This is a genomic window from Pseudomonas sp. SCPG-7 (assembly GCF_002156405.1).
GTDB classification, from domain to species: Bacteria; Pseudomonadota; Gammaproteobacteria; order Pseudomonadales; family Pseudomonadaceae; genus Aquipseudomonas; species Aquipseudomonas parakoreensis.
Genome location: NZ_MVOO01000028.1, coordinates 1 through 23,628, shown reverse-complemented (window position 1 = coordinate 23,628; position 23,628 = coordinate 1). Strand labels below are relative to the sequence as shown.

Here is a 23,628-nt window from a genome sequence, read left to right as displayed (position 1 = left end):
AAGTTTTCCATGCTGGAAGTGCTGGCCGTTTCCCTGAACAAGACCGCGCTGGTCGGTTTCGTCGTCTACCTGATCGGCGCCGTGCTGCTGTTCATGCTGTTTCAGTTCGTCTACACGCGCATCACGCCCCACAAAGAATTTGAGCTGATCCGCTCCGGCAACATCGCTGCTGCGATCGCTTTGTCCGGCGCGATCATCGGTTTTGCGATTCCGGCCAGCAATGTCATCGCGTTTTCGGTCAACGTCCTCGATTTCGTGCTGTGGGCAGTGATTGCGGCGGTGGTGCAATTGCTCGCGTTCCTCGCCACCGGCCTGGTTCTCAAAGGCACCTCCAAGCGGATCGCCAACGGTGAAATCGCTTCGGGTATCTACGTGGCCGCAGTGGCCATCAGTGTCGGCATGCTCAATGCCGCGTGCATGACCCCGTCCAACTGATCGGCAGGAAGCCTTCGATGAAACGCAGCAAGTACGTTCAACTGTCCCTCGCCGCTTCGGTGGCGCTGGCGATTTCCGGCGAGGTTGCCGCGCAGGATCAGCAACGCTTCCAATCGGTCGAGGAGTGCGTCGGCGCCGAAGTGGCCGCCGATGTCTGCTCCAACGCCTACGTCGCGGCATTGACCGAGCACCGACGCATTGCCCCGGCCTACGCCGACAAGGCCACGTGCGACGCTGACTTCGCCGCCGACTGGTGCCAGAAGAACTCCGACGGCCGCTTCGTGCCCAAACTCGGCGGTTTCAAGGTACCGCAGAACGGCGAAACCCCGCAGGACCTGAATGCGCTTGCCAACGCGCAGATGCCTGCCGGTGAAGCAGCGGCTGCGCAGAACGCGCAAAGCACTTCCCACGCCTCTGGTGGCGGCGGCAACGGCTGGCTCACGGGCTGGCTGATCGGCAATGCGATGAGCAACAACGCCAACCGCACCGTTTACCGCGATCGCGACACGCGTCAGCCCTACAACACCTCGACGCAGTACCGCAAAATCGAATCGGCGCCGCGCAGTCAACCGGACTACGAGAGCAGCAAAAGCAAACCGGTGAACGTCGCCTCGTCGACCTCCCGTGGCGGCTTCGGCAGCCAGTCTTCCGCTCGCAGCGGTTGGGGTGGCTGGGGCAGCAGTTCCGGACGCTCGAGCAGCTGACCATGAAGAAGATCCACTGCGCCGAGCGCCCAGACTGGAAACAGACAGCCGAAAGCCTCGGCTTTCTGTTTCACACCATCGACGACGAGCCGTACTGGGACGAAAGCGCCTACTACCAGTTCACGCTCGCGCAGATCGAAAACGATCTGGAGGACCCGACCACCGAACTGCACGAGATGTGCATGGATCTGGTCGACCGCGTGGTGCACAGCGAAGAGCTGCTGGATCGCCTGAGCATCCCGGCGTCGTACTACGACATGATTCGTACTTCCTGGCTGGAAGGTCATCCGCATCTGTACGGACGCATGGACTTTTCCTACAGCGGCAATGGCCCTGCCAAACTGCTGGAGCTCAACTACGACACGCCGACCAGCCTCTATGAGGCGGCGGCGTTTCAGTGGGGTTGGCTGGAGCAATGCATCGAGCGCGGAATGTTGCCGCGCCACGCCGACCAGTTCAACAGCATCGACACCAAGCTGCATCAGGCGTTTGCCGAGTTGCAGCTCAAGCGGCCGTTCTACTTTGCGTCGATGAAAGACTCGGTCGAAGACAAGGGCACCACCGACTACTTGCGCTTGATCGCGGAAAAGGTCGGCATCGAATCCCGGCACATCGACATCGAAGACATCGGCCTGACCGCCGAGGGTCGCTTCGTCGACCTTGAGGATCGCTGGATCCCGCACCTGTTCAAGCTGCATGCCTGGGAATTTATTTTCCACGAGCCATTCGGTGCAGCAATCGCCGAAAGCGATACGCAGTTCTTCGAACCGGCATGGAAAGCGATCCTGTCGAACAAAGGTGCACTCCCACTGCTATGGGAACTGCACAAGGGCCACCCGAACCTGCTGGCGGCGCACCTTGATCCGAATCCGGCCAGTGCGGTGCCCAAGGGTTGGGTACGTAAACCGTACTTCTCCCGGGAAGGCGCCAATATCGAACTGCACACGGCAGAAGGTCTGATCGTCAAAGAAGACGGGCCCTACACCGATGCGCCATTCATCCTGCAGGAATTTGCGCCATTGCCGAAGTTCGACGACAGCTACACGCTGATCGGCTCTTGGGTGATTGGTGATCAGGCGGCGGGGATCGGCGTGCGGGAGGACAATAGTCTGATTACCAAGGATTCGAGCCGGTTTCTGCCGCACCTGATCCTCGACTGAGGCACACGCATCCGCTCCCACAAAAAAGGCCCGTCGTTTTGAACGACGGGCCTTTTTTATTCAGCGTGGATGCAGCATTCAATCAGAACGGAATGTCGTCATCGAAGCTGTCGAAATCCGGAGCCGGTTGCGGTGCGGCCTGCTGTGGAGCCGGGGCTGGACGCTGTTGCGGAGCCGATTGCTGCGGACGCGGAGCCTGTTGGCGTGGCGCCTGCTGCTGGTAGTTGTTGCCACCGCCTTGTTGGTCGCCCTGTTGTGGACGGCCGCCGAGCAGTTGCATGGTGCCTTGCATGTCGACCACGATTTCAGTGGTGTAACGCTTGATACCGTCTTTTTCCCACTCGCGGGTCTGCAGCTTGCCTTCGATGTACACCTGCGAACCTTTACGCAGGTATTCGCCGGCGATTTCCGCAACCTTGCCGAACATCGAAACACGGTGCCACTCGGTCTTCTCGACCTTCTGACCGGTTTGCTTGTCGGTCCACTGTTCGCTGGTTGCCAGACTCAGGTTGGTCACGGCGTTACCGTTAGGCAGGTAGCGAACTTCGGGATCCTGGCCGCAAGTGCCGACCAATATGACTTTGTTAACCCCACGGGCCATAACGTTCTCCTAGGCTTCGCAAGCAGCCTCGGCCGGGTTGTTCACCAGGCGTTCGAGGGTGTCGCGATCCACTAATTCTTTGTCCAGTTTGATGTAAACAGCTGCTTCATCAGCAACTATCACTGCATCTGTTACCCCTACGAGGGCCTTGAGGCGCTCGACCAGACCCGCTTCACGGATCGCCTCGGGCGACAACGGCAAGCGCAGGCTCGTCACGTAGGGAGGTTCGCGCATGGTAACAGCAAAGGCCAGCCAGATGGCAGCCAGCCCGGCACATCCAAGGAACACAACCGACAGACCGCCATGCTGAAACAGCCAGCCGCCGAGTATCCCGCCGAGTGCCGAACCGAGGAACTGACTGGTGGAATACACGCCCATCGCCGTGCCCTTCCCGCCTGCCGGTGAAACCTTGCTGATCAGCGACGGCAACGAAGCCTCCAGCAGATTGAACGCGGTGAAGAACACCACCGTACCGATCACCAGCGCCCGCAAGCTGTCACCGAACTGCCAGAAGAATAGCTCAGTGAGCATCAGCGTCAGGACGGCGCCGAGCAAAATTCGTTTCATTTTGCGTTTCTTCTCGCCGTAGATGATGAACGGAATCATGGCGAAGAAAGAGATCAGCAGCGCGGTGAGATAGACCCACCAGTGCTGCTCCTTGGGCAACCCGGCTTTTTCCACCAGTGCCAGCGGCAAGGCAACGAAGCTGGACATCAACATGGCATGTAACACAAAGATGCCGAGGTCCAGGCGCAACAGATCCGGATGCTTGAGTGTCGGCATCAAGGCCTGACGCGCCACGCCGGATTCACGATGGCTCAGCGGCCCGGTGGATTTCGGCACCATGAACATAATGATCAGGATGCCGACCAGCGCCATGCCGCCGGTGGCGAGAAACAGTCCGGACAGGCCGAAGGCCCGGGTCAACAACGGCCCGACCACCATCGCCACGGCGAACGACAGACCGATAGTCATGCCAATCATGGCCATGGCTTTGGTCCGGTGTTGTTCACGGGTCAGGTCGGAAAGCAACGCCATCACCGCCGCAGAAATCGCCCCGGCGCCCTGCAGGATGCGTCCGGCAATCACGCCCCAGATCGAATCGGCCTGAGCCGCCAGCACACTGCCGAGGGCGAAGACCACCAGCCCGAGGAAAATCACCGGACGCCGGCCGATGCGGTCGGAAATGATCCCGAACGGAATCTGGAAAATCGCCTGGGTCAGGCCGTAAGCGCCAATCGCCAGCCCGATCAGGGCCGGGGTCGCTCCCGCCAGGTCCATGCCGTAGGTCGCCAGGACCGGCAACACCATGAACATGCCAAGCATACGGAAGGCGAACACCAGGGCCAGACCGCTCGCTGCGCGGGTCTCGCTGCCACTCATGCGTTCGCTGTGGGGATCGTGCATGGAAAAACCTCGTGTGAACCGGCGGCGATTCTACCAGTCCCATCGAAAGACGGGGTATATCGCGACGCTATGACGCGTATAGATGAAACTCTCTTCATGCAAGGCAAAAAACCCTTCGTTTGATAGTGTGCATCCATCCAGTATTTGCCCGTATACTCCTACGTTTTCGACGCCCGCCGAGCGAGGCCACTTTGGACAAGATCCTGATACGTGGGGCCCGTACCCACAACCTGAAGAACATCGACCTGACCCTGCCACGGGACAAACTGATCGTCATCACCGGCCTGTCCGGATCCGGCAAGTCGTCCCTGGCCTTCGACACGCTGTACGCCGAAGGTCAGCGCCGCTATGTCGAATCCCTGTCGGCCTACGCCCGACAGTTCCTGTCGATGATGGAAAAACCCGACGTCGACACCATTGAAGGTTTGTCGCCGGCCATCTCCATCGAGCAGAAGTCGACCTCGCACAACCCGCGCTCCACGGTCGGCACCATCACCGAAATCTACGACTACCTGCGTTTGCTGTATGCACGCGTCGGTACGCCACGCTGCCCGGATCATGACATTCCGCTGGAAGCGCAGACCGTCAGCCAGATGGTTGACCTGGTGCTGGCGCAGCCGGAAGGCAGCAAGCTGATGTTGCTGGCGCCGGTTATTCGCGAACGCAAAGGTGAACACCTGTCGGTTTTCGAAGAGCTGCGCGCCCAAGGCTTCGTTCGGGCGCGGGTCAATGGCCGCATCTGCGAGCTCGACGAGCTGCCGAAACTGGACAAACAGAAGAAGCACTCGATCGATGTCATCGTCGACCGTTTCAAGGTCCGTGCCGACCTGCAGCAGCGCCTGGCCGAATCGTTCGAAACCGCTCTCAAGCTGGCGGACGGCATTGCCTTGGTAGCGCCGATGGACGATGAGCCGGGCGAAGAGATGATCTTCTCCGCGCGTTTTGCCTGCCCGATTTGCGGCCACGCGATCAGCGAGCTTGAGCCGAAGCTGTTCTCCTTCAACAACCCGGCCGGCGCCTGCCCGACCTGCGATGGTCTGGGCGTGAAGCAGTTCTTCGACATCAAGCGCCTGGTCAATGGTGAACTGACCCTGGCCGAGGGCGCGATCCGCGGCTGGGACCGGCGCAACGTCTATTACTTCCAGATGCTCGGCTCACTGGCCTCGCACTACAAGTTCAGCCTGGAGAAGCCATTCAACGAACTGACCGCCGAACAGCAGAAGCACATCCTGCACGGCAGCGGCTCACAGAATGTCGACTTCAAGTACCTCAACGACCGCGGCGACATCGTCAAACGTTCGCACCCGTTCGAAGGCATCGTGCCTAACCTTGAGCGTCGCTACCGCGAAACCGAATCGGCCAGCGTCCGCGAAGAGCTGGCCAAGTTTCTCAGCACTCAGGCTTGCCCGGATTGCCGTGGCACCCGTCTGCGTCGTGAAGCGCGGCACGTTTGGGTCGGCGAGAAAACCCTGCCGGCGGTGACCAACCTGCCGATCGGCGATGCCTGCGAGTACTTCGGCGAGCTGAAAATGACCGGGCGGCGTGGCGAGATCGCCGACAAGATCCTCAAGGAAATCCGCGAACGTCTGCAGTTCCTGGTCAACGTCGGCCTGGACTATCTGTCTCTCGACCGCAGCGCTGACACTTTGTCCGGCGGCGAGGCACAGCGGATTCGTCTGGCCAGCCAGATCGGCGCCGGTCTGGTGGGAGTGCTGTACATCCTCGACGAACCGTCCATTGGCCTGCACCAGCGCGATAACGACCGCTTGCTCGGCACCCTCAAGCACCTGCGCGATATCGGCAACACGGTGATTGTGGTCGAGCACGATGAAGACGCGATTCGCCTGGCCGACTATGTGGTGGATATCGGCCCGGGTGCCGGCGTGCATGGCGGGCAGATCGTGGCGGAAGGAACGCCCGCCGAAGTCATGGCGCACCCGGACTCGCTGACCGGTAAATACCTGTCGGGCCGGGTGAAAATCGAAGTACCGGCCAAACGCACGCCGCGCAACAAGAAGCTGACGCTGTCGCTCAAAGGCGCGCGCGGCAACAACCTGCGCAATGTCGATCTGGAAATCCCGATCGGCCTGCTGACCTGCGTGACCGGCGTTTCCGGCTCCGGCAAATCCACGCTGATCAACAACACGCTGTTCCCGTTGAGCGCTACTGCACTCAACGGTGCCACCACACTGGAAGCGGCTGCGCACGACAGCATCAAGGGCCTGGAGCATCTCGACAAGGTCGTCGATATCGACCAGAGCCCGATCGGCCGCACGCCGCGCTCCAACCCGGCGACCTACACCGGGCTGTTCACCCCCATCCGCGAATTGTTTGCCGGCGTGCCCGAGTCACGCTCCCGTGGTTACGGCCCTGGGCGTTTCTCGTTCAACGTCAAGGGCGGGCGCTGCGAGGCTTGTCAGGGCGATGGTCTGATCAAGGTCGAAATGCACTTTCTGCCGGACATCTACGTGCCGTGCGATGTGTGCAAGAGCAAGCGCTACAACCGCGAAACCCTTGAGATCAAATACAAGGGCAAGAGCATCCACGAAACCCTCGAGATGACTATCGAAGAGGCGCGGGAGTTCTTCGACGCGGTGCCTGCGCTGGCGCGCAAGCTGCAGACGTTGATGGATGTGGGGCTGTCATACATCAAGCTCGGGCAGTCTGCGACCACGCTGTCCGGTGGTGAAGCGCAGCGGGTCAAGCTGTCTCGCGAGCTGTCCAAGCGTGACACCGGCAAGACCCTGTATATCCTCGACGAGCCGACCACCGGCCTGCACTTCGCGGATATCCAGCAATTGCTCGACGTGTTGCATCGCCTGCGCGACCACGGCAACACGGTGGTGGTGATCGAACACAACCTGGACGTGATCAAGACCGCCGACTGGCTGGTGGACCTGGGGCCGGAAGGCGGCTCCAAGGGTGGGCAGATCATCGCCACCGGCACGCCGGAGGAAGTGGCCGAGATGAAGCAATCTCACACCGGTCACTACCTCAAGCCATTGTTGATTCGCGATCGGGCTTGATCTGAGGGCATGAAAAAGCCCCTGTCACTTGTACAGTGACAGGGGCTTTTTTTGTGTCTGCGCAATCAGGTGTGCGATTGCAGGTAATTCTCGAGACCGATGAGTTTGATCAGGCCCAACTGCTTTTCCAGCCAGTAGGTGTGATCTTCTTCGGTGTCGTTGAGCTGAACACGCAGGATCTCGCGACTGACGTAATCCTTGTGCTGCTCGCACAACTCAATGCCTTTGCACAGAGCGGCGCGAACTTTGTACTCGAGACGCAGATCGGCTTCGAGCATCTCCGGCACGGTGGTACCGACGTCGAGATCGTCCGGACGCATGCGCGGCGTGCCTTCGAGCATCAGGATCCGGCGCATCAGTGCGTCGGCGTGACCGGCTTCTTCTTCCATCTCGTGGTTGATTCGTTCGTAGAGCTTGGTGAAACCCCAGTCCTCATACATCCGCGAGTGAACAAAATATTGGTCACGCGCGGCCAGTTCGCCGGTCAGCAACGTGTTGAGGTAATCGATAACGTCTGGGTGGCCTTGCATCGCCCTACATCTCCCTGCTTGAAAGTCTGTAGTTTGAACCAAGCTGACCGGAAGGTCACCCGTTTCGCGCAATAAAAGCGAAGAAGTTCTGAGAAAAGTTGGCTAAATAACGCAAAAACCGCCCTCAATGAGGGCGGTTCTGCTTCTCGTTTAGACTTCGTTAAGCTGTACGTCCAGCAGCTTTGCGATTGCTTCTCCATACGCCGGATCGGCTTTGAAGAAATGCTGCAACTGACGGTCAACCACGTCGGGTGAAACACCGCTCATGGCGCCGGCGATGTTGCTGACCAGAAGCGCTTTCTGTTCGTCATTCATCAATCGGAACAACGCACCGGCGTGGCTGTAGTAATCGCTGTCCTCGCGATGATCGTAACGATCTGCCGGACCGCTCAAGGCCAACGAAGGCTCAGCATAACGCGGCGCCTGCTTCGGTGATTCCACGTAGCTGTTGGGCTCATAGTTAGGCGCTGCACCACCGTTGCTGCCGAACGCCATCGAGCCGTCGCGCTGGTAGGTATTGACCGGGCTGCGCGGCGCATTGACCGGCAATTGCTGGTGGTTGGTGCCGACGCGGTAGCGGTGTGCATCGGCGTAAGCGAATACGCGACCTTGCAGCATGCGATCCGGCGACAGACCAACACCTGGCACCATATTGCTTGGACCGAATGCGGCTTGCTCGACTTCGGCGAAATAGTTCAGCGGGTTGCGGTTCAGCTCCAGTTCGCCGACTTCGATCAGCGGGAACTCCTTCTGCGACCAGGTCTTGGTCACGTCGAATGGGTTCTCATAGTGTGCTGCAGCCTGAGCCTCAGTCATGATCTGAATGCACACGCGCCACTTCGGGAAGTCACCACGCTCGATGGCTTCGAACAGATCACGCTGAGCGTAATCCGGATCGGTACCCGCCAGGCGCGCAGCATCGGCCGGTGCCAGGTTCTTGATGCCCTGCTTGGTTTTGTAGTGCCACTTCACCCAGTGACGCTCACCTTTGGCATTGATCAGGCTGTAGGTGTGGCTGCCAAAGCCATGCATATGACGATAGCCGTCGGGAATCCCACGATCCGAAAACAGAATGGTCACTTGGTGCAGCGCTTCAGGCGAATGCGACCAGAAGTCCCACATCATTTGCGCGCTTTTCAGGTTGCTCTGCGGCAGACGCTTCTGGGTGTGGATAAAGTCAGGAAACTTCAGCGGGTCACGAATGAAGAACACCGGAGTGTTGTTGCCAACGATGTCCCAGTTGCCTTCTTCGGTGTAGAACTTCAGGGCGAAACCACGTGGATCACGCTCGGTATCAGCCGAGCCGCGTTCACCGCCTACAGTGGAGAAGCGCAGGAACGTCGGGGTTTGTTTACCGACGGCCTCAAACAGTTTGGCGCTGGTGTATTCAGTGATATCACGGGTCACGGTGAACGTACCGTAAGCACCCGAGCCCTTGGCGTGCACGCGGCGCTCAGGAATGTTTTCACGGTTGAAATGGGCAAGCTTCTCGATCAGATGAAAATCGTCGAGAAGCAGCGGGCCACGGGGGCCGGCGGAGCGAGAATTCTGGTTATCGGCGACAGGTGCGCCACTGGCGGTCGTAAGCGTTTTGATCTGGCTCATACGGTCTTCTTCCTCTGTCAGTCTTGAAACTGCCGGCTAATCGGCTTGCTGGGAAGTATTGATCATCGATGAGACACCTACAAATTCATTAACTTGCAGTCATCGATAGATAATTACTAATTATGTTTCCCTGCACATAGTGGCAACAGAACAATGTCAGAAGCTTGTACGAACAGCGCATTTCTTGCGGGCACAAAAAACCGGGCACTAGGCCCGGTTTTTCGTTTCAGACTGACGTCTTACTCGGCGGATACAGCTTCGCCAGCAGTAGCACGATCAACCAACTCGACGTACGCCATAGGCGCGTTGTCGCCAGCGCGGAAACCGCACTTGAGGATGCGCAGGTAGCCACCCTCACGGGTAGCGTAACGCTTGCCCAGGTCGTTGAAGAGCTTACCAACGATAGCTTTCGAACGAGTACGGTCGAAAGCCAGACGGCGGTTAGCCAGGCTGTCTGTCTTGGCCAGAGTGATCAGCGGCTCGGCAACGCGGCGCAGTTCTTTGGCTTTTGGCAGAGTAGTCTTGATCAGCTCGTGCTCGAACAACGACACCGCCATGTTCTGGAACATGGCCTTGCGGTGCGAGCTGGTGCGGCTCAGGTGACGCCCACTTTTACGATGACGCATGGTTCATTCCTTACCAAACACTACGTTCGGTGATTACGACGATCAGGCAGTCGCCTTGTCGTCCTTCTTAAGACTTGCAGGCGGCCAGTTGTCGAGGCGCATGCCGAGGGACAGACCGCGGGAGGCCAGAACGTCCTTGATTTCAGTCAAGGATTTCTTGCCCAGGTTCGGAGTCTTCAACAGCTCTACTTCGGTACGCTGAATCAGGTCGCCGATGTAGTAGATGTTTTCCGCCTTAAGGCAGTTAGCCGAACGTACAGTCAGTTCCAGATCGTCAACCGGGCGAAGCAGGATCGGATCGATCTCGTCTTCCTGCTCGACAACCACTGGCTCACTGTCACCTTTGAGGTCGACGAACGCAGCCAACTGCTGTTGCAGGATGGTTGCAGCGCGGCGGATAGCCTCTTCAGGATCCAGAGTACCGTTGGTTTCCAGATCAATAACCAGCTTGTCCAGGTTAGTACGCTGCTCGACACGGGCGTTTTCCACCACGTATGCGATACGGCGAACCGGGCTGAACGAAGAGTCGAGCTGCAAGCGACCAATGCTGCGGCTTTCGTCTTCATCGCTCTGACGCGAGTCGGCTGGTTCATAACCACGACCACGAGCTACGGTGAGCTTCATGTTCAGGGCGCCGTTAGACGCCAGGTTAGCGATTACGTGATCGGGGTTAACGATCTCGACATCATGATCCAGCTGAATATCGGCAGCGGTAACCACCCCCGAACCCTTCTTCGACAAGGTCAGCGTAACTTCGTCACGACCGTGCAGCTTGATGGCCAGACCTTTAAGGTTCAACAGGATTTCAATTACGTCTTCCTGTACACCTTCGATGGCGCTGTACTCGTGGAGCACACCGTCAATCTCGGCCTCGACTACTGCGCAGCCGGGCATTGAGGACAACAGGATGCGGCGCAGCGCGTTGCCCAGGGTGTGGCCAAAACCACGCTCGAGAGGCTCGAGAGTGATCTTGGCGCGGGTTGGACTGACAACCTGCACATCAATGTGGCGGGGTGTCAGGAACTCATTTACCGAAATCTGCATGGATGCACCTATTTTCTAGCCCTTACTTGGAGTAGAGCTCGACAATCAGGCTTTCGTTGATGTCGGCGGACAGATCACTGCGAGCAGGAACGTTCTTGAAAACGCCCGACTTCTTCTCAGTGTCTACTTCTACCCATTCTACGCGGCCACGTTGGGCACACAGATCGAGAGCTTGGACAATGCGAAGTTGGTTTTTTGCTTTCTCGCGAACTGCGACCACGTCACCAGCACGAACCTGATACGACGGAACGTTTACGGTCTGACCGTTAACGCTGATCGACTTGTGCGATACCAGCTGACGGGATTCGGCACGAGTCGAACCAAAGCCCATACGGTATACAACGTTGTCCAGACGGCATTCGAGCAGTTGCAGCAGGTTTTCACCGGTTGCACCTTTCTTGCCAGCAGCTTCTTTGTAGTAGCCGCTGAACTGACGCTCGAGAACGCCGTAGATACGACGGACCTTCTGCTTTTCACGCAGTTGGGTGCCGTAGTCGGACTGGCGACCGCGGCGTTGGCCGTGGATACCAGGTGCTGCTTCAATGTTGCACTTCGATTCGATCGCGCGCACGCCGCTCTTCAGGAAGAGATCGGTGCCTTCGCGACGAGCGAGTTTGCATTTTGGACCAATGTAACGAGCCATTCTTTACAATCTCCTGGATTACACGCGGCGCTTCTTCGGCGGACGGCACCCGTTGTGCGGGATTGGCGTCACGTCGGTGATGCTGGCGATCTTGTAGCCACAGCCGTTCAAAGCGCGGACTGCGGATTCACGACCTGGACCTGGACCCTTGACGTTAACGTCGAGGTTTTTCAGGCCGTATTCCAGCGCAGCTTGACCAGCACGCTCAGCGGCTACTTGAGCAGCGAACGGGGTGGACTTGCGGGAACCGCGGAAACCCGAACCACCGGAGGTAGCCCAGGAAAGAGCGTTACCTTGACGGTCGGTAATGGTCACGATGGTGTTGTTAAAAGAAGCATGGATGTGGGCGATGCCATCAACCACTGTCTTTTTAACTTTTTTACGAGGACGAGCAGCAGGTTTTGCCATGATTAAATTCCTGTCGATTCGCTGGGGCGATTACTTGCGGATCGGCTTACGCGGACCTTTACGGGTACGCGCGTTGGTCTTGGTACGCTGACCGCGTACTGGAAGACCGCGACGATGACGCAGACCGCGATAGCAACCGAGGTCCATCAAGCGCTTGATTTTCATGTTGATTTCGCGACGCAGGTCACCTTCAGTGGTGAACTTCGCCACTTCGCCACGCAGCTGTTCAATTTGCTCGTCGCTCAGATCTTTGATCTTCGCTGCTGGGTTTACCCCAGTGTCTGCACAGATTTTCTGCGCAGTAGTGCGACCGACACCATAGATGTAGGTCAGCGAGATAACAGTATGCTTGTTATCTGGAATGTTAACGCCTGCAATACGGGCCATTCAGTGGGACTCCAATTGACAGCTACCTACGCCCCGGAAGCCAAGAAATAGGGCGCGAGATAATATCGCTGTAATAACAAATAATCAACCCGGCAGCGCACTAGCTGCCGGGCTTGAAGCACAATCACACTCAGCCTTGGCGCTGTTTGTGACGCGGTTCCGCGCTGCAAATTACTCGAACAACACCTTCGCGGCGAATAATCTTGCAGTTACGGCACAGCTTTTTCACCGATGCACGAACTTTCATCACCAACTCCTCGAACCTTATGGGTACTCAGCGCAACATGCCGCTGCCGTAACCCTTCAGGTTGGCTTTCTTCATCAGGGATTCGTACTGGTGCGAAACGAGGTGCGATTGTACTTGGGACATGAAGTCCATCACAACCACGACCACGATCAGCAACGAGGTCCCGCCAAGGTAGAACGGAACGTTTGCTGCAACCACCAGGAACTGGGGCAACAGGCACACGGCCGTCATGTAAAGAGCACCGAACATGGTCAAGCGAGTCAGAACGCCATCAATATAGCGTGCAGACTGCTCACCTGGACGGATGCCCGGAATAAAGGCACCGGACTTCTTCAGGTTTTCCGCTACGTCTTTCGGATTGAACATCAACGCCGTATAGAAGAAGCAGAAGAAAATAATCCCTGCACTAAACAGCAGAATATTCAACGGCTGACCAGGAGCGATCGACTGCGAGATGTCCTGCAACCAGCCCATACCTTCAGACTGACCAAACCAGGCACCCAACGAAGCCGGGAACAGCAGAATGCTGCTCGCGAAAATAGCCGGAATAACACCGGCCATGTTCACCTTCAGCGGCAAGTGGCTTGTCTGCGCAGCAAAAACCTTGCGGCCCTGCTGACGCTTGGCGTAGTGAACAGCGATACGACGCTGACCACGCTCAATGAACACCACGAAACCGATAATCGCTACTGCCAGCAAACCGATGGCAACCAGGGCGAAGATATTGATATCACCCTGACGCGCAGACTCGAAAGACTGCCCGATTGCTCTCGGAAGACCGGCGACGATACCCGAAAAAATCAACATCGAGATACCGTTGCCTACACCACGCTCAGTAATCTGCTCACCCAGCCACATCATGAACATCGCACCAGCCACAAAAGTGGATACCGCGACGAAATGGAAGCCAAAGTCACCAGTGAACGCAACGCCCTGCCCCGCCAAGCCAATGGACATGCCAATAGCCTGAACGAGAGCGAGAACGACGGTGCCGTAGCGGGTGTACTGGCTGATCTTGCGACGGCCAGCTTCACCTTCCTTCTTCAACTGCTCCAGCTGCGGGCTGACGGCGGTCATCAGTTGCATGATGATCGATGCCGAAATGTACGGCATGATCCCCAGTGCAAAGATGCTCATCCGTTCCAGCGCGCCGCCGGAGAACATGTTGAACAAGCTAAGAATGGTCCCCTCATTCTGTCGAAACAGGTCTGCGAGTCGGTCCGGGTTGATACCTGGAACCGGGATGTGTGCGCCTATTCGGTAGACGATAATCGCCAGGAACAGAAAACGCAGACGAGCCCAGAGTTCAGACATACCGCCTTTGCCGAGCGCAGAGAGAGCACCTTGCTTAGCCATTTATTCCTCGAACTTGCCGCCAGCTGCTTCGATAGCCGCACGCGCACCTTTGGTGGCGCCGATTCCCTTGCCGATAGTGACAGCGCGAGTCACTTCACCGGACAGCATGATTTTCACACGCTGTACGTTGACGTTGATCACGTTGGCATCTTTCAGGGACTGCACGGTGACGATGTCGCCTTCCACTTTGGCCAGCTCGGACAGACGCACTTCTGCGCGGTCCATGGCTTTCAGGGAAACGAAACCGAACTTCGGCAGGCGACGATGCAGCGGCTGTTGACCGCCTTCAAAGCCTGGAGCAATAGTGCCACCGGAGCGGGAGGTTTGACCTTTGTGGCCACGGCCACCAGTCTTACCCAAACCGCTACCGATACCACGGCCCGGACGATGCTTTTCGCGACGGGAACCCGGCGCTGGACTCAGATCATTGAGTTTCATCGATTAACCCTCGACACGCAGCATGTAGTAAGCCTTGTTGATCATCCCGCGATTCTCGGGAGTATCCTGGACTTCTACAGTGTGACCGATGCGACGCAGACCCAGACCCTTAACGCACAGTTTGTGGTTAGGGATGCGGCCGGTCATGCTTTTGATCAGCGTAACTTTAACGGTAGCCATGATCAGAAGATCTCCTTGACAGTCAGGCCACGCTTGGCAGCAATGGACTCAGGAGATTGCATAGCCTTCAGACCCTTGAAAGTGGCGTGAACCACGTTTACCGGGTTAGTCGAGCCGTAGCACTTGGCCAGAACGTTCTGAACGCCAGCAACTTCGAGGACAGCACGCATAGCGCCGCCAGCGATGATACCGGTACCTTCAGAAGCAGGCTGCATGTACACCTTCGAAGCGCCGTGAGCGGACTTCATTGCGTACTGCAGGGTGGTGCCGTTCAGGTCAACTTGAATCATGTTGCGGCGAGCAGCTTCCATTGCCTTCTGGATCGCAGCAGGCACTTCACGCGACTTGCCACGGCCGAAGCCAACACGCCCTTTACCATCACCAACCACGGTCAACGCGGTGAAAGTGAAGATACGGCCGCCTTTAACGGTTTTGGCTACGCGGTTAACTTGAACCAGCTTCTCGATGTAGCCTTCGTCGCGCTTTTGGTCGTTATTTGACATAACTTAGAACTCCAGCCCAGCTTCACGAGCAGCATCAGCCAGCGCTTTAACGCGGCCATGGTACTTGAAGCCAGAGCGGTCGAAAGCCACTTGCGAGACGCCAGCGGCCTTAGCACGCGTAGCGACCAGCTGGCCAACCTTTGTGGCCGCGTCGATGTTGCCAGTGGCGCCATCACGCAGTTCTTTATCCAAAGTCGAGGCACTTGCCAGGACTTTGTTGCCGTCGGCCGAGATGACCTGGGCGTAGATGTGCTGCGACGAGCGGAACACGCAGAGACGCACGACTTCGAGTTCGTGCATTTTCAGGCGTGCTTTGCGAGCGCGACGCAGTCGAGTAACTTTTTTGTCGGTCATTTGCTATGCCCTACTTCTTCTTGGCTTCTTTACGACGGACGACTTCGTCCGCGTAGCGCACACCTTTGCCTTTGTACGGCTCTGGTGGACGGAAGTCGCGGATCTCAGCGGCCACTTGACCTACCAGCTGCTTGTCGATGCCCTTGATCAGGATATCGGTCTGGCTAGGAGTCTCAGCGGTGATGCCTTGCGGCAGTTCGTAATCCACTGGGTGCGAGAAGCCAAGAGCCAGGTTCAGCACCTGACCTTTTGCTTGCGCCTTGTAACCAACACCGACCAGCTGGAGCTTGCGCTCGAAGCCTTGGCTTACGCCTTGGACCATGTTGTTTACCAACGCACGCGTGGTACCGGCCATTGCGCGAGTCTGTTGATCGCCATTGCGAGCAGCGAAACGCAGCTCACCAGCTTCTTCAACGATCTCAACGGACGAATGGATGTTCAGTTCAAGAGTACCCTTGGCACCCTTCACCGAAAGCTGTTGGCCTGCGAATTTGACTTCGACACCGGCTGGCAGCTTAACGGGGTTCTTAGCGACGCGAGACATGCTTATCCCCCCTTAGAACACAGTGCAAAGAACTTCGCCGCCGACACCGGCAGCGCGCGCAGCACGATCCGTCATCACACCTTTGTTGGTGGAGACGATAGACACGCCAAGACCGCCACGAACTTTCGGCAGATCTTCAACGGACTTGTACTGACGCAGGCCTGGACGACTAACGCGCTTGACTTCCTCGATGACCGGACGGCCTTCGAAGTATTTCAGCGAGATGGACAACGACGGCTTAGCGTCGGTGGTGATCTGAAAATCCGCGATGTAACCTTCGTCCTTCAGGACTTTTGCTACAGCCACCTTCAACGTGGAAGACGGCATGCTTACGACAGACTTTTCAGCCATCTGGGCATTACGGATTCGAGTTAGCATGTCCGCTAACGGGTCCTGCATACTCATGGGCTAGACGCTCCTAATACAGAAAAATTAGCCTTGCGGCTACTACTTGTCGCCGAGAAATTCCGGGCACGAAAAACACGGGCTCAGGCGAGCCGGTCATTCTAGACACACCCCAGAAATGAATCAAGCCCCAAAAGGGGCTTGATTCAAATTCAAGGCCACCGATGGTCAGGTTCTTGCGACCCCGACCATCAAGGCTTTGACAGCGATTACCAGCTGGCTTTAACCAGACCTGGAACGTCACCACGCATTGCCGCTTCACGCAGTTTGTTACGGCCCAGGCCGAACTTGCGGTAAACGCCGTGCGGACGACCAGTCAGGCGGCAACGGTTACGCATGCGCGAAGCGCTTGCGTCACGTGGTTGCTTCTGCAGAGCTACGGTCGCTTCCCAACGCGCTTCTGGACTTGCGTTCAGATCAACGATGATAGCTTTCAGCGCTGCACGCTTGACGGCGTACTTGGCAACAGTGAGCTGACGCTTCAGCTCACGGTTTTTCATGCTCTTCTTGGCCATTTTCCTACTCCAATCAGTTGCGGAACGGGAATTTGAAAGCACGCAGCAGAGCGCGGCCTTCATCATCGTTCTTGGCAGTGGTGGTCAGGGTAATGTCCAGACCGCGGAGAGCATCGATCTTGTCGTAGTCGATTTCCGGGAAAATGATCTGCTCTTTCACGCCCATGCTGTAGTTGCCACGACCATCGAAGGACTTGGCATTCAGGCCGCGGAAGTCGCGAACCCGAGGCAGGGAGATCGACAGCAGACGATCCAGGAACTCGTACATACGCTCACGGCGCAGAGTCACTTTGACGCCGATCGGCCATCCTTCACGGACTTTAAAGCCAGCGATGGATTTACGAGCGTAGGTCACAACGACTTTTTGGCCGGTGATCTTTTCCAGGTCAGCAACAGCGTGCTCGATGACTTTTTTGTCGCCGATCGCTTCGCCCAGACCCATGTTCAGGGTGATTTTGGTAACGCGCGGAACTTCCATCACGTTCGAAAGCTTAAGTTCTTCCTTAAGTTTCGGAGCGATTTCCTTCCGGTAAATCTCTTTTAGTCGTGCCATGGTCTTCTACCTAGCAGTGTTCAAGCATCAACCGCTTTTTGGGTCGACTTGAAGACACGAATTTTCTTACCGTCTTCTACTTTGAAACCAACGCGGTCAGCCTTGTTGGTTTCGCCGTTGAAGATGGCGACGTTGGAAGCGTGCAGTGGCGCTTCTTTCTCGACGATACCGCCCTGTACGCCCGACATCGGGTTAGGCTTGGTATGACGCTTGACCAGGTTCAGACCACCAACAACCAGACGGTTGTCAGCAAGAACCTTCAGCACCTTACCGCGCTTACCTTTGTCTTTGCCGGCGATCACGATGATCTCGTCGTCACGACGAATCTTTTGCATGTCGGATCTCCTTACAGCACTTCTGGGGCGAGCGAGACGATCTTCATGAACTTCTCAGTACGAAGTTCACGGGTCACTGGCCCAAAGATACGGGTGCCGATCGGCTCTTGTTTGTTGTTCAGAAGAACAGCAGCGTTGCCATCAAAGCGGATAATGGAGCCATCAGCACGACGTACGCCGTGACGAGTGCGGACTACAACAGCAGTCATCACTTGGCCTTTTTTCACTTTACCGCGAGGAATTGCTTCCTTCACGGTAACTTTGATGATGTCACCGATACCAGCGTAACGACGATGGGAGCCACCCAGCACCTTGATGCACATAACACGGCGAGCGCCGCTGTTATCGGCCACATCGAGCATGGATTGAGTCTGAATCATATAATTTCTCCGACCCCTAGCCCTTAGACTTCCACAGCGCGTTCGAGAACATCAACCAGCGCCCAAGACTTGGTCTTGGCCATCGGACGAGTTTCACGAATAGTGACTTTGTCGCCGATGTGGCACTGATTGGTTTCGTCGTGCGCGTGCAGCTTAGTCGAACGCTTAACGTATTTACCGTAGATCGGGTGCTTAACGCGACGCTCGATCAGAACGGTGATGGTTTTGTCCATCTTGTCGCTGACAACACGGCCAGTCAGCGTACGGACAGTTTTTTCGGCTTCAGCCATGATCACTTACCTGCCTGCTGGTTGAGCACAGTCTTCACGCGAGCGATGTCACGCTTAACTTGCGAGAGCAGATGAGACTGCCCCAACTGGCCAGTTGCTTTCTGCATGCGCAGATTGAACTGGTCGCGCAGCAAGCCGAGCAGTTGCTCGTTCAGCTGCTGTGCGGATTTTTCACGAAGTTCATTCGCTTTCATCACATCACCGTCCGTTTAACAAAGGAGGTGGCGAGCGGCAGCTTTGCAGCAGCCAGGGCGAAAGCCTCACGCGCCAGCTCTTCAGAAACACCCTCGATTTCATACAGGACTTTGCCTGGCTGAATCTGGGCAACCCAGTATTCCACGTTACCCTTACCTTTACCCATACGAACCTCGAGAGGTTTCTTGGAGATCGGCTTGTCCGGGAATACACGGATCCAGATCTTGCCACCACGTTTTACGTGACGGGTCAGAGCACGACGCGCTGACTCGATCTGACGAGCGGTGAGACGACCACGAGCAACAGACTTCAGCGCGAACTCGCCGAAGCTGACTTTGCTACCGCGCAGTGCCAGACCACGGTTGTGGCCGGTCATCTGCTTGCGGAACTTCGTACGCTTAGGTTGCAACATTTGGCGTACCCCTTACTTAGCAGCTTTTTTACGAGGCGCTGGTGCTTGTGGCTTCAGCTCTTCTTGGCGACCACCAATTACTTCGCCTTTGAAGATCCAAACCTTTACACCGATCACACCGTAAGTGGTGTGAGCTTCGTAGTTGGCATAGTCGATGTCGGCACGCAGGGTGTGCAGTGGCACACGACCTTCGCGATACCATTCAGTACGTGCGATTTCAGCACCGCCGAGACGACCGCTCACTTGGATTTTGATGCCTTTGGCACCAATGCGCATGGCGTTCTGTACTGCGCGCTTCATAGCGCGACGGAACATTACACGACGCTCCAGCTGCTGAGCTACGCTCTGCGCAACCAGCATACCGTCGAGCTCCGGCTTGCGGATCTCTTCGATATTGATGTGCACAGGCACACCCATTTGCTTGGTCAGGTCCTGACGCAGTTTCTCAACATCTTCACCCTTCTTCCCGATAACGATACCTGGACGAGCGGTGTGGATGGTGATGCGTGCAGTTTGAGCCGGACGATGGATATCGATACGGCTTACGGACGCGCTTTTTAGTTTGTCTTGGAGATACTCACGCACCTTCAGATCTGCGAACAAGTAGTCCGCATAAGTCCGACCGTCTGCGTACCAGACGGAGGTGTGCTCCTTGACGATTCCCAGGCGAATGCCAATGGGATGTACTTTCTGACCCATCTCTTCGACTCCGTTACTTGTCAGCAACCTTGACAGTGATATGGCAAGACCGCTTGACGATGCGATCAGCACGGCCTTTGGCACGTGGCATGATGCGCTTCAGCGAACGCCCTTCGTTGACGAAAACGGTGCTGACCTTCAGGTCATCAACGTCTGCGCCTTCGTTATGCTCGGCGTTGGCTACGGCCGACTCCAGCACTTTTTTCATGATCTCGGCGGCTTTCTTACTGCTGAAAGCCAACAGGTTGAGCGCTTCGCCCACCTTCTTCCCGCGGATCTGGTCGGCGACCAAGCGGGCTTTCTGGGCGGAGATTCGAGCGCCCGACAACTTAGCGGCTACTTCCATTTCCTTACCCCTTAACGCTTGGCTTTCTTGTCAGCCACGTGCCCACGATAAGTGCGGGTACCGGCGAACTCGCCCAGTTTATGGCCAACCATGTCTTCGTTCACGAGAACTGGGACGTGCTGACGGCCGTTGTGTACAGCAATGGTCAGACCGACCATTTGTGGCAGGATCATCGAACGACGCGACCAAGTCTTAATTGGTTTGCGATCGTTCTTTTCCGCCGCCACTTCGATCTTCTTCAGTAGGTGAAGATCAATAAAAGGACCTTTTTTCAGAGAACGTGGCACTGTCGTATCCCTCTATTTACTTGCGACGACGGACGATCATTTTGTCGGTACGCTTATTACCACGAGTCTTCGCGCCCTTGGTCGGGAAGCCCCATGGCGATACCGGATGACGACCACCAGAGGTACGACCTTCACCACCACCATGTGGGTGGTCAACCGGGTTCATGGCAACACCACGAACGGTTGGGCGAACGCCACGCCAGCGCTTGGCACCAGCTTTACCCAGCGAACGCAGGCTGTGCTCGGAGTTCGAGACTTCGCCCAGGGTCGCACGGCATTCAGCCAGGACTTTACGCATTTCACCGGAACGCAGACGCAGGGTAACGTACACGCCTTCACGAGCGATCAGCTGAGCCGAAGCACCAGCGGAACGAGCGATCTGTGCGCCTTTACCTGGCTTCAGTTCGATGCCGTGTACGGTAGAACCGACTGGAATGTTGCGCAGTTGCAGAGCGTTGCCTGGCTTGATTGGAGCCAGAGCGCCTGCGATCAGCTGGTCGCCAGCACTCACGCCTTTAGGGGCGATAATGTAGCGACGCTCGCCGTCTGCGTAGCAGAGCAGTGCGATGTGAGCGGTACGGTTTGGATCGTATTCGATACGCTCGACAGTGGCGACGATGCCATCTTTGTCGTTGCGACGGAAATCGACCATACGGTAATGCTGCTTATGACCACCACCGATGTGACGAGTGGTAATACGGCCATTGTTGTTACGACCACCAGTCTTCGATTTTTTCTCGAGCAGCGGTGCGTGAGGAGCGCCTTTATGCAGCTCCTGGTTGACCACCTTGACCACAAAACGGCGGCCAGGGGAAGTCGGTTTGCATTTAACGATTGCCATGATGCACCCCTTCCTTACTCAGCACTGCTGCTGAAATCGAGATCTTGGCCTGGCTGAAGGGAGATAACTGCCTTCTTCCAGTCATTACGCTTGCCCAGACCGCGAGCAGTGCGCTTGCTCTTACCCAGAACGTTAAGGGTAGTGACGCGCTCTACTTTCACGCTGAACAGGCTTTCGACGGCCTTCTTGATTTCCAGCTTGGTTGCATCAGTAGCAACCTTGAAAACGAACTGGCCTTTCTTGTCTGCCAGAACCGTAGCCTTCTCGGAAACGTGCGGGCCAAGCAGAACTTTAAATACGCGTTCCTGGTTCATCCCAGCAGCTCCTCGAATTTCTTCACGGCCGACACGGTGATCAACACCTTGTCGTATGCGATCAGACTAACTGGATCGGAACCTTGCACGTCACGTACATCTACGTGTGGCAGGTTACGAGCAGCCAGGTACAGGTTCTGATCAACAGCGTCCGACACGATGAGAACATCGGTCAGGCTCATGTTGTTCAGCTTGCCCAGCAGATCTTTGGTTTTCGGAGTTTCAACAGCGAAATCCTGAACCACGACCAGACGATCAGTACGCACCAGCTCAGCAAGGATGGAACGCATTGCTGCGCGATACATCTTCTTGTTCAGCTTCTGGGAGTGATCCTGTGGACGAGCTGCGAAAGTGGTACCGCCGCCACGCCAGATTGGGCTACGGATAGTACCGGCACGAGCACGGCCAGTACCTTTCTGACGCCATGGGCGCTTGCCGCCACCACGAACGTCGGAACGGGTCTTTTGCTGCTTGCTACCTTGACGGCCGCCGGCCATGTAGGCCACGACTGCTTGGTGAACCAGCGTCTCGTTGAACTCGCCGCCAAATGTCAGTTCGGAAACTTCGATCGCTTGAGCGTCATTTACATTTAATTGCATGTCAGCTTCCCCTTAACCGCGAGCCTTGGCTGCTGGACGTACAACCAGGTTGCCGCCAGTAGCGCCAGGAACAGCGCCCTTGACCAACAACAGATTGCGTTCAGCGTCCACGCGCACTACTTCCAGGGACTGCACGGTCACGCGCTCAGCGCCCATATGACCGGACATTTTTTTGCCCTTGAATACACGACCAGGAGTCTGGCACTGGCCGATAGAGCCTGGGACGCGGTGGGATACGGAGTTACCGTGGGTGTTATCTTGCCCGCGGAAATTCCAACGCTTGATCGTACCCTGGAAGCCTTTACCCTTGGACTGACCGGTTACATCAACCAGTTGACCAGCGGCGAAGATTTCAGCGTTGATCAGATCGCCAGCCTGGTACTCGCCTTCTTCAAGACGGAATTCCATGGTGGTACGACCAGCGGCAACGTTCGCTTTAGCGAAGTGACCAGCTTGAGCTGCTGTTACACGCGAAGCACGACGCTCGCCGACAGTGACTTGCACTGCACGATAGCCATCGGTCTCTTCAGTTTTGAACTGGGTGACGCGATTCGGCTCGATCTCAATGACCGTGACCGGAATGGAGACACCTTCTTCGGTGAAAATACGGGTCATACCGCATTTACGACCGACTACACCAATAGTCATGTTGTAAACCTCATGAGTGTACGGGGCTTTCACCCGCTATGGCCGCCCATTTCAGAGCGTTACACGACCAAGACCGAGTCTTAGCCGAGGCTGATCTGCACTTCCACACCGGCCGCAAGATCAAGCTTCATAAGAGCATCAACGGTTTTATCCGTTGGCTGGACGATGTCCAGAACGCGCTTATGAGTGCGGATTTCGTACTGGTCACGCGCGTCTTTGTTGACGTGCGGGGAAACCAGAACGGTGAACCGCTCTTTACGGGTAGGCAGTGGAATTGGACCACGCACTTGAGCACCAGTACGTTTCGCGGTTTCCACGATTTCCTGGGTTGATTGGTCGATCAGGCGATGGTCGAAAGCCTTCAACCTGATACGGATTTGCTGATTTTGCATTGGATTTCAGACTCCGGCTGCTATTCCCACCGGGCGCAATACGCCCGTTAAAAGGAGGCGCAATTCTATAGACGCCCCAGATAGGTGTCAACCCAATAAAAAAGCCCCCGCTGAGCGGGGGCTTTTTCAATTCATCAAGCAGACTCTATAAAAGAGAATTACTCGATGATTTTGGCTACGACGCCAGCGCCGACGGTACGACCGCCTTCACGGATAGCG

At 56.7% G+C, this 23,628-nt stretch carries 36 protein-coding genes; 4 read left to right on the top strand and 32 right to left on the bottom strand.

Annotation, left to right across the window (positions count from 1 at the left end):
• Positions 1–9 precede the first annotated feature (9 nt).
• The 3 genes from B1722_RS27435 to B1722_RS27425 are packed head-to-tail and all read left to right on the top strand — an operon-like array spanning position 10 to position 2,299.
• Positions 10–435 carry a DUF350 domain-containing protein gene (locus B1722_RS27435; RefSeq protein ID WP_041074455.1) on the top strand — a complete coding sequence of 142 codons (426 nt, stop codon included), beginning with the start codon at positions 10–12 and terminating at the stop codon, positions 433–435.
• A 17-nt stretch (positions 436–452) separates the two neighbouring features.
• Entirely contained in the window at positions 453–1,139 is a 687-nt protein-coding gene (locus tag B1722_RS27430) for a DUF1190 domain-containing protein (RefSeq protein ID WP_041074453.1), read from the top strand.
• A gap of 2 nt (positions 1,140–1,141) precedes the next feature.
• Positions 1,142–2,299 carry a glutathionylspermidine synthase family protein gene (locus B1722_RS27425; protein ID WP_041074451.1) on the top strand — a complete coding sequence of 386 codons (1,158 nt, stop codon included), beginning with the start codon at positions 1,142–1,144 and terminating at the stop codon, positions 2,297–2,299.
• An 82-nt stretch (positions 2,300–2,381) separates the two neighbouring features.
• On the opposite strand, the gene B1722_RS27420 is transcribed toward B1722_RS27425, so the two are convergent.
• Positions 2,382–2,900: a single-stranded DNA-binding protein gene (locus tag B1722_RS27420; RefSeq protein WP_007966163.1), complete on the bottom strand. Its 519-nt coding sequence runs from the start codon at positions 2,898–2,900 to the stop codon at positions 2,382–2,384.
• A 9-nt stretch (positions 2,901–2,909) separates the two neighbouring features.
• Positions 2,910–4,307 (bottom strand): MFS transporter, encoded by a 1,398-nt coding sequence (locus B1722_RS27415; RefSeq protein WP_086794949.1) that lies wholly within the window; start codon positions 4,305–4,307, stop codon positions 2,910–2,912.
• Between the two features lie 191 nt (positions 4,308–4,498).
• On the opposite strand from B1722_RS27415, the gene uvrA reads away from it, so the two are divergent.
• Positions 4,499–7,333 (top strand): excinuclease ABC subunit UvrA, encoded by a 2,835-nt coding sequence (gene uvrA, locus B1722_RS27410; protein WP_003228713.1) that lies wholly within the window; start codon positions 4,499–4,501, stop codon positions 7,331–7,333.
• Between the two features lie 65 nt (positions 7,334–7,398).
• Here the strand turns inward: uvrA and bfr are convergent, their stop codons facing one another.
• From bfr to rpsJ, 30 genes are all read right to left on the bottom strand, one after another.
• Positions 7,399–7,863 (bottom strand): bacterioferritin, encoded by a 465-nt coding sequence (gene bfr, locus B1722_RS27405; protein WP_003228714.1) that lies wholly within the window; start codon positions 7,861–7,863, stop codon positions 7,399–7,401.
• Between the two features lie 150 nt (positions 7,864–8,013).
• Positions 8,014–9,468: a catalase gene (locus tag B1722_RS27400; RefSeq protein ID WP_086794948.1), complete on the bottom strand. Its 1,455-nt coding sequence runs from the start codon at positions 9,466–9,468 to the stop codon at positions 8,014–8,016.
• 239 nt (positions 9,469–9,707) lie between these two features.
• Positions 9,708–10,094: a 50S ribosomal protein L17 gene (gene rplQ, locus B1722_RS27395; RefSeq protein WP_003176402.1), complete on the bottom strand. Its 387-nt coding sequence runs from the start codon at positions 10,092–10,094 to the stop codon at positions 9,708–9,710.
• Positions 10,095–10,136: 42 nt separating this feature from the next.
• Positions 10,137–11,138, bottom strand: a complete 1,002-nt coding sequence (gene rpoA, locus B1722_RS27390; RefSeq protein WP_003186012.1) for a DNA-directed RNA polymerase subunit alpha — start codon at positions 11,136–11,138, stop codon at positions 10,137–10,139.
• Between the two features lie 22 nt (positions 11,139–11,160).
• Positions 11,161–11,781, bottom strand: a complete 621-nt coding sequence (gene rpsD, locus B1722_RS27385) for a 30S ribosomal protein S4 (RefSeq protein ID WP_003176404.1) — start codon at positions 11,779–11,781, stop codon at positions 11,161–11,163.
• 18 nt (positions 11,782–11,799) lie between these two features.
• Entirely contained in the window at positions 11,800–12,189 is a 390-nt protein-coding gene (gene rpsK, locus B1722_RS27380) for a 30S ribosomal protein S11 (RefSeq protein WP_002555466.1), read from the bottom strand.
• A 30-nt stretch (positions 12,190–12,219) separates the two neighbouring features.
• Complete coding sequence (gene rpsM / locus B1722_RS27375) at positions 12,220–12,576, bottom strand: 30S ribosomal protein S13 (protein WP_008374135.1); 357 nt, start codon at positions 12,574–12,576, stop codon at positions 12,220–12,222.
• 130 nt (positions 12,577–12,706) lie between these two features.
• Positions 12,707–12,823 (bottom strand): 50S ribosomal protein L36, encoded by a 117-nt coding sequence (gene rpmJ, locus B1722_RS27370; protein ID WP_002555468.1) that lies wholly within the window; start codon positions 12,821–12,823, stop codon positions 12,707–12,709.
• Positions 12,824–12,850: 27 nt separating this feature from the next.
• Positions 12,851–14,179, bottom strand: a complete 1,329-nt coding sequence (gene secY, locus B1722_RS27365; protein ID WP_003228718.1) for a preprotein translocase subunit SecY — start codon at positions 14,177–14,179, stop codon at positions 12,851–12,853.
• The gene (gene rplO / locus B1722_RS27360; RefSeq protein WP_003228720.1) at positions 14,180–14,617 is read right to left on the bottom strand and encodes a 50S ribosomal protein L15; all 438 of its coding nucleotides are present in this window, start codon (positions 14,615–14,617) and stop codon (positions 14,180–14,182) included.
• A gap of 3 nt (positions 14,618–14,620) precedes the next feature.
• Entirely contained in the window at positions 14,621–14,797 is a 177-nt protein-coding gene (gene rpmD / locus B1722_RS27355) for a 50S ribosomal protein L30 (RefSeq protein ID WP_003176408.1), read from the bottom strand.
• 2 nt (positions 14,798–14,799) lie between these two features.
• Positions 14,800–15,300, bottom strand: a complete 501-nt coding sequence (gene rpsE / locus B1722_RS27350; RefSeq protein WP_003176409.1) for a 30S ribosomal protein S5 — start codon at positions 15,298–15,300, stop codon at positions 14,800–14,802.
• Between the two features lie 3 nt (positions 15,301–15,303).
• Entirely contained in the window at positions 15,304–15,654 is a 351-nt protein-coding gene (gene rplR, locus B1722_RS27345) for a 50S ribosomal protein L18 (protein WP_003186037.1), read from the bottom strand.
• 10 nt (positions 15,655–15,664) lie between these two features.
• Positions 15,665–16,198: a 50S ribosomal protein L6 gene (rplF, locus tag B1722_RS27340; protein ID WP_007966176.1), complete on the bottom strand. Its 534-nt coding sequence runs from the start codon at positions 16,196–16,198 to the stop codon at positions 15,665–15,667.
• 12 nt (positions 16,199–16,210) lie between these two features.
• Positions 16,211–16,603: a 30S ribosomal protein S8 gene (rpsH, locus tag B1722_RS27335; RefSeq protein ID WP_007966178.1), complete on the bottom strand. Its 393-nt coding sequence runs from the start codon at positions 16,601–16,603 to the stop codon at positions 16,211–16,213.
• Positions 16,604–16,812: 209 nt separating this feature from the next.
• Positions 16,813–17,118, bottom strand: coding sequence for a 30S ribosomal protein S14 (gene rpsN / locus B1722_RS27330; protein WP_007955639.1), 306 nt, complete (start codon positions 17,116–17,118; stop codon positions 16,813–16,815).
• 13 nt (positions 17,119–17,131) lie between these two features.
• Positions 17,132–17,671 carry a 50S ribosomal protein L5 gene (gene rplE / locus B1722_RS27325; RefSeq protein WP_003210069.1) on the bottom strand — a complete coding sequence of 180 codons (540 nt, stop codon included), beginning with the start codon at positions 17,669–17,671 and terminating at the stop codon, positions 17,132–17,134.
• A gap of 20 nt (positions 17,672–17,691) precedes the next feature.
• A complete protein-coding gene (rplX, locus tag B1722_RS27320) occupies positions 17,692–18,006 on the bottom strand; it encodes a 50S ribosomal protein L24 (protein ID WP_003186046.1) in 315 nt (104 codons plus the stop codon).
• A gap of 11 nt (positions 18,007–18,017) precedes the next feature.
• Complete coding sequence (gene rplN, locus B1722_RS27315; RefSeq protein WP_002555479.1) at positions 18,018–18,386, bottom strand: 50S ribosomal protein L14; 369 nt, start codon at positions 18,384–18,386, stop codon at positions 18,018–18,020.
• A gap of 23 nt (positions 18,387–18,409) precedes the next feature.
• Complete coding sequence (rpsQ, locus tag B1722_RS27310; RefSeq protein WP_003194644.1) at positions 18,410–18,676, bottom strand: 30S ribosomal protein S17; 267 nt, start codon at positions 18,674–18,676, stop codon at positions 18,410–18,412.
• A gap of 2 nt (positions 18,677–18,678) precedes the next feature.
• Positions 18,679–18,870 (bottom strand): 50S ribosomal protein L29, encoded by a 192-nt coding sequence (rpmC, locus tag B1722_RS27305; RefSeq protein ID WP_002555481.1) that lies wholly within the window; start codon positions 18,868–18,870, stop codon positions 18,679–18,681.
• Positions 18,870–19,283 (bottom strand): 50S ribosomal protein L16, encoded by a 414-nt coding sequence (gene rplP, locus B1722_RS27300; RefSeq protein WP_003228729.1) that lies wholly within the window; start codon positions 19,281–19,283, stop codon positions 18,870–18,872. Before rplP ends, rpmC begins: the two co-directional genes overlap by 1 nt.
• A 12-nt stretch (positions 19,284–19,295) precedes the next feature.
• Positions 19,296–19,982 carry a 30S ribosomal protein S3 gene (gene rpsC / locus B1722_RS27295; protein WP_003176422.1) on the bottom strand — a complete coding sequence of 229 codons (687 nt, stop codon included), beginning with the start codon at positions 19,980–19,982 and terminating at the stop codon, positions 19,296–19,298.
• Between the two features lie 13 nt (positions 19,983–19,995).
• Positions 19,996–20,328, bottom strand: coding sequence for a 50S ribosomal protein L22 (gene rplV / locus B1722_RS27290; protein ID WP_003103908.1), 333 nt, complete (start codon positions 20,326–20,328; stop codon positions 19,996–19,998).
• Between the two features lie 11 nt (positions 20,329–20,339).
• Positions 20,340–20,615, bottom strand: a complete 276-nt coding sequence (rpsS, locus tag B1722_RS27285) for a 30S ribosomal protein S19 (RefSeq protein WP_003228731.1) — start codon at positions 20,613–20,615, stop codon at positions 20,340–20,342.
• Between the two features lie 16 nt (positions 20,616–20,631).
• Positions 20,632–21,456: a 50S ribosomal protein L2 gene (gene rplB / locus B1722_RS27280; protein ID WP_003228734.1), complete on the bottom strand. Its 825-nt coding sequence runs from the start codon at positions 21,454–21,456 to the stop codon at positions 20,632–20,634.
• A 14-nt stretch (positions 21,457–21,470) separates the two neighbouring features.
• The gene (gene rplW / locus B1722_RS27275) at positions 21,471–21,770 is read right to left on the bottom strand and encodes a 50S ribosomal protein L23 (protein ID WP_002555488.1); all 300 of its coding nucleotides are present in this window, start codon (positions 21,768–21,770) and stop codon (positions 21,471–21,473) included.
• Positions 21,767–22,369 carry a 50S ribosomal protein L4 gene (rplD, locus tag B1722_RS27270; protein WP_003228735.1) on the bottom strand — a complete coding sequence of 201 codons (603 nt, stop codon included), beginning with the start codon at positions 22,367–22,369 and terminating at the stop codon, positions 21,767–21,769. Before rplD ends, rplW begins: the two co-directional genes overlap by 4 nt.
• 12 nt (positions 22,370–22,381) lie before the next feature.
• Positions 22,382–23,017: a 50S ribosomal protein L3 gene (rplC, locus tag B1722_RS27265; RefSeq protein ID WP_003228738.1), complete on the bottom strand. Its 636-nt coding sequence runs from the start codon at positions 23,015–23,017 to the stop codon at positions 22,382–22,384.
• An 80-nt stretch (positions 23,018–23,097) separates the two neighbouring features.
• Positions 23,098–23,409: a 30S ribosomal protein S10 gene (gene rpsJ / locus B1722_RS27260; protein ID WP_003186070.1), complete on the bottom strand. Its 312-nt coding sequence runs from the start codon at positions 23,407–23,409 to the stop codon at positions 23,098–23,100.
• Positions 23,410–23,628 lie beyond the last annotated feature (219 nt).

What these genes read in the sequence shown, in the direction of transcription:
- rpsD (WP_003176404.1), bottom strand. Translation starts at nt 11,781, where the DNA reads ATGGCTCGTTACATTGGTCCAAAATGCAAACTCGCTCGTCGCGAAGGC.
- rpsH (WP_007966178.1), bottom strand. Translation starts at nt 16,603, where the DNA reads ATGAGTATGCAGGACCCGTTAGCGGACATGCTAACTCGAATCCGTAAT.
- rplQ (WP_003176402.1), bottom strand. Translation starts at nt 10,094, where the DNA reads ATGCGTCATCGTAAAAGTGGGCGTCACCTGAGCCGCACCAGCTCGCAC.
- bfr (WP_003228714.1), bottom strand. Translation starts at nt 7,863, where the DNA reads ATGCAAGGCCACCCAGACGTTATCGATTACCTCAACACGTTGCTGACC.
- rplC (WP_003228738.1), bottom strand. Translation starts at nt 23,017, where the DNA reads ATGACTATTGGTGTAGTCGGTCGTAAATGCGGTATGACCCGTATTTTC.
- B1722_RS27425 (WP_041074451.1), top strand. Translation starts at nt 1,142, where the DNA reads ATGAAGAAGATCCACTGCGCCGAGCGCCCAGACTGGAAACAGACAGCC.
- B1722_RS27430 (WP_041074453.1), top strand. Translation starts at nt 453, where the DNA reads ATGAAACGCAGCAAGTACGTTCAACTGTCCCTCGCCGCTTCGGTGGCG.
- rpsC (WP_003176422.1), bottom strand. Translation starts at nt 19,982, where the DNA reads ATGGGTCAGAAAGTACATCCCATTGGCATTCGCCTGGGAATCGTCAAG.
- rplD (WP_003228735.1), bottom strand. Translation starts at nt 22,369, where the DNA reads ATGCAATTAAATGTAAATGACGCTCAAGCGATCGAAGTTTCCGAACTG.
- rplE (WP_003210069.1), bottom strand. Translation starts at nt 17,671, where the DNA reads ATGGCACGACTAAAAGAGATTTACCGGAAGGAAATCGCTCCGAAACTT.
- rpmJ (WP_002555468.1), bottom strand. Translation starts at nt 12,823, where the DNA reads ATGAAAGTTCGTGCATCGGTGAAAAAGCTGTGCCGTAACTGCAAGATT.
- B1722_RS27420 (WP_007966163.1), bottom strand. Translation starts at nt 2,900, where the DNA reads ATGGCCCGTGGGGTTAACAAAGTCATATTGGTCGGCACTTGCGGCCAG.
- secY (WP_003228718.1), bottom strand. Translation starts at nt 14,179, where the DNA reads ATGGCTAAGCAAGGTGCTCTCTCTGCGCTCGGCAAAGGCGGTATGTCT.
- rpsJ (WP_003186070.1), bottom strand. Translation starts at nt 23,409, where the DNA reads ATGCAAAATCAGCAAATCCGTATCAGGTTGAAGGCTTTCGACCATCGC.
- rplW (WP_002555488.1), bottom strand. Translation starts at nt 21,770, where the DNA reads ATGAACCAGGAACGCGTATTTAAAGTTCTGCTTGGCCCGCACGTTTCC.
- rplN (WP_002555479.1), bottom strand. Translation starts at nt 18,386, where the DNA reads ATGATTCAGACTCAATCCATGCTCGATGTGGCCGATAACAGCGGCGCT.
- rpsE (WP_003176409.1), bottom strand. Translation starts at nt 15,300, where the DNA reads ATGTCAAATAACGACCAAAAGCGCGACGAAGGCTACATCGAGAAGCTG.
- rpsM (WP_008374135.1), bottom strand. Translation starts at nt 12,576, where the DNA reads ATGGCCCGTATTGCAGGCGTTAACATTCCAGATAACAAGCATACTGTT.
- rplP (WP_003228729.1), bottom strand. Translation starts at nt 19,283, where the DNA reads ATGTTGCAACCTAAGCGTACGAAGTTCCGCAAGCAGATGACCGGCCAC.
- rplV (WP_003103908.1), bottom strand. Translation starts at nt 20,328, where the DNA reads ATGGAAGTAGCCGCTAAGTTGTCGGGCGCTCGAATCTCCGCCCAGAAA.
- rplX (WP_003186046.1), bottom strand. Translation starts at nt 18,006, where the DNA reads ATGCAAAAGATTCGTCGTGACGACGAGATCATCGTGATCGCCGGCAAA.
- rpmD (WP_003176408.1), bottom strand. Translation starts at nt 14,797, where the DNA reads ATGGCTACCGTTAAAGTTACGCTGATCAAAAGCATGACCGGCCGCATC.
- rpsK (WP_002555466.1), bottom strand. Translation starts at nt 12,189, where the DNA reads ATGGCAAAACCTGCTGCTCGTCCTCGTAAAAAAGTTAAAAAGACAGTG.
- B1722_RS27415 (WP_086794949.1), bottom strand. Translation starts at nt 4,307, where the DNA reads ATGCACGATCCCCACAGCGAACGCATGAGTGGCAGCGAGACCCGCGCA.
- rpsN (WP_007955639.1), bottom strand. Translation starts at nt 17,118, where the DNA reads ATGGCCAAGAAGAGCATGAAAAACCGTGAGCTGAAGCGTCAGCTCACT.
- rpoA (WP_003186012.1), bottom strand. Translation starts at nt 11,138, where the DNA reads ATGCAGATTTCGGTAAATGAGTTCCTGACACCCCGCCACATTGATGTG.
- rplF (WP_007966176.1), bottom strand. Translation starts at nt 16,198, where the DNA reads ATGTCTCGCGTCGCTAAGAACCCCGTTAAGCTGCCAGCCGGTGTCGAA.
- rplO (WP_003228720.1), bottom strand. Translation starts at nt 14,617, where the DNA reads ATGAAACTCAATGATCTGAGTCCAGCGCCGGGTTCCCGTCGCGAAAAG.
- rplB (WP_003228734.1), bottom strand. Translation starts at nt 21,456, where the DNA reads ATGGCAATCGTTAAATGCAAACCGACTTCCCCTGGCCGCCGTTTTGTG.
- rpmC (WP_002555481.1), bottom strand. Translation starts at nt 18,870, where the DNA reads ATGAAAGCGAATGAACTTCGTGAAAAATCCGCACAGCAGCTGAACGAG.
- B1722_RS27435 (WP_041074455.1), top strand. Translation starts at nt 10, where the DNA reads ATGCTGGAAGTGCTGGCCGTTTCCCTGAACAAGACCGCGCTGGTCGGT.
- rpsQ (WP_003194644.1), bottom strand. Translation starts at nt 18,676, where the DNA reads ATGGCTGAAGCCGAAAAAACTGTCCGTACGCTGACTGGCCGTGTTGTC.
- rplR (WP_003186037.1), bottom strand. Translation starts at nt 15,654, where the DNA reads ATGACCGACAAAAAAGTTACTCGACTGCGTCGCGCTCGCAAAGCACGC.
- B1722_RS27400 (WP_086794948.1), bottom strand. Translation starts at nt 9,468, where the DNA reads ATGAGCCAGATCAAAACGCTTACGACCGCCAGTGGCGCACCTGTCGCC.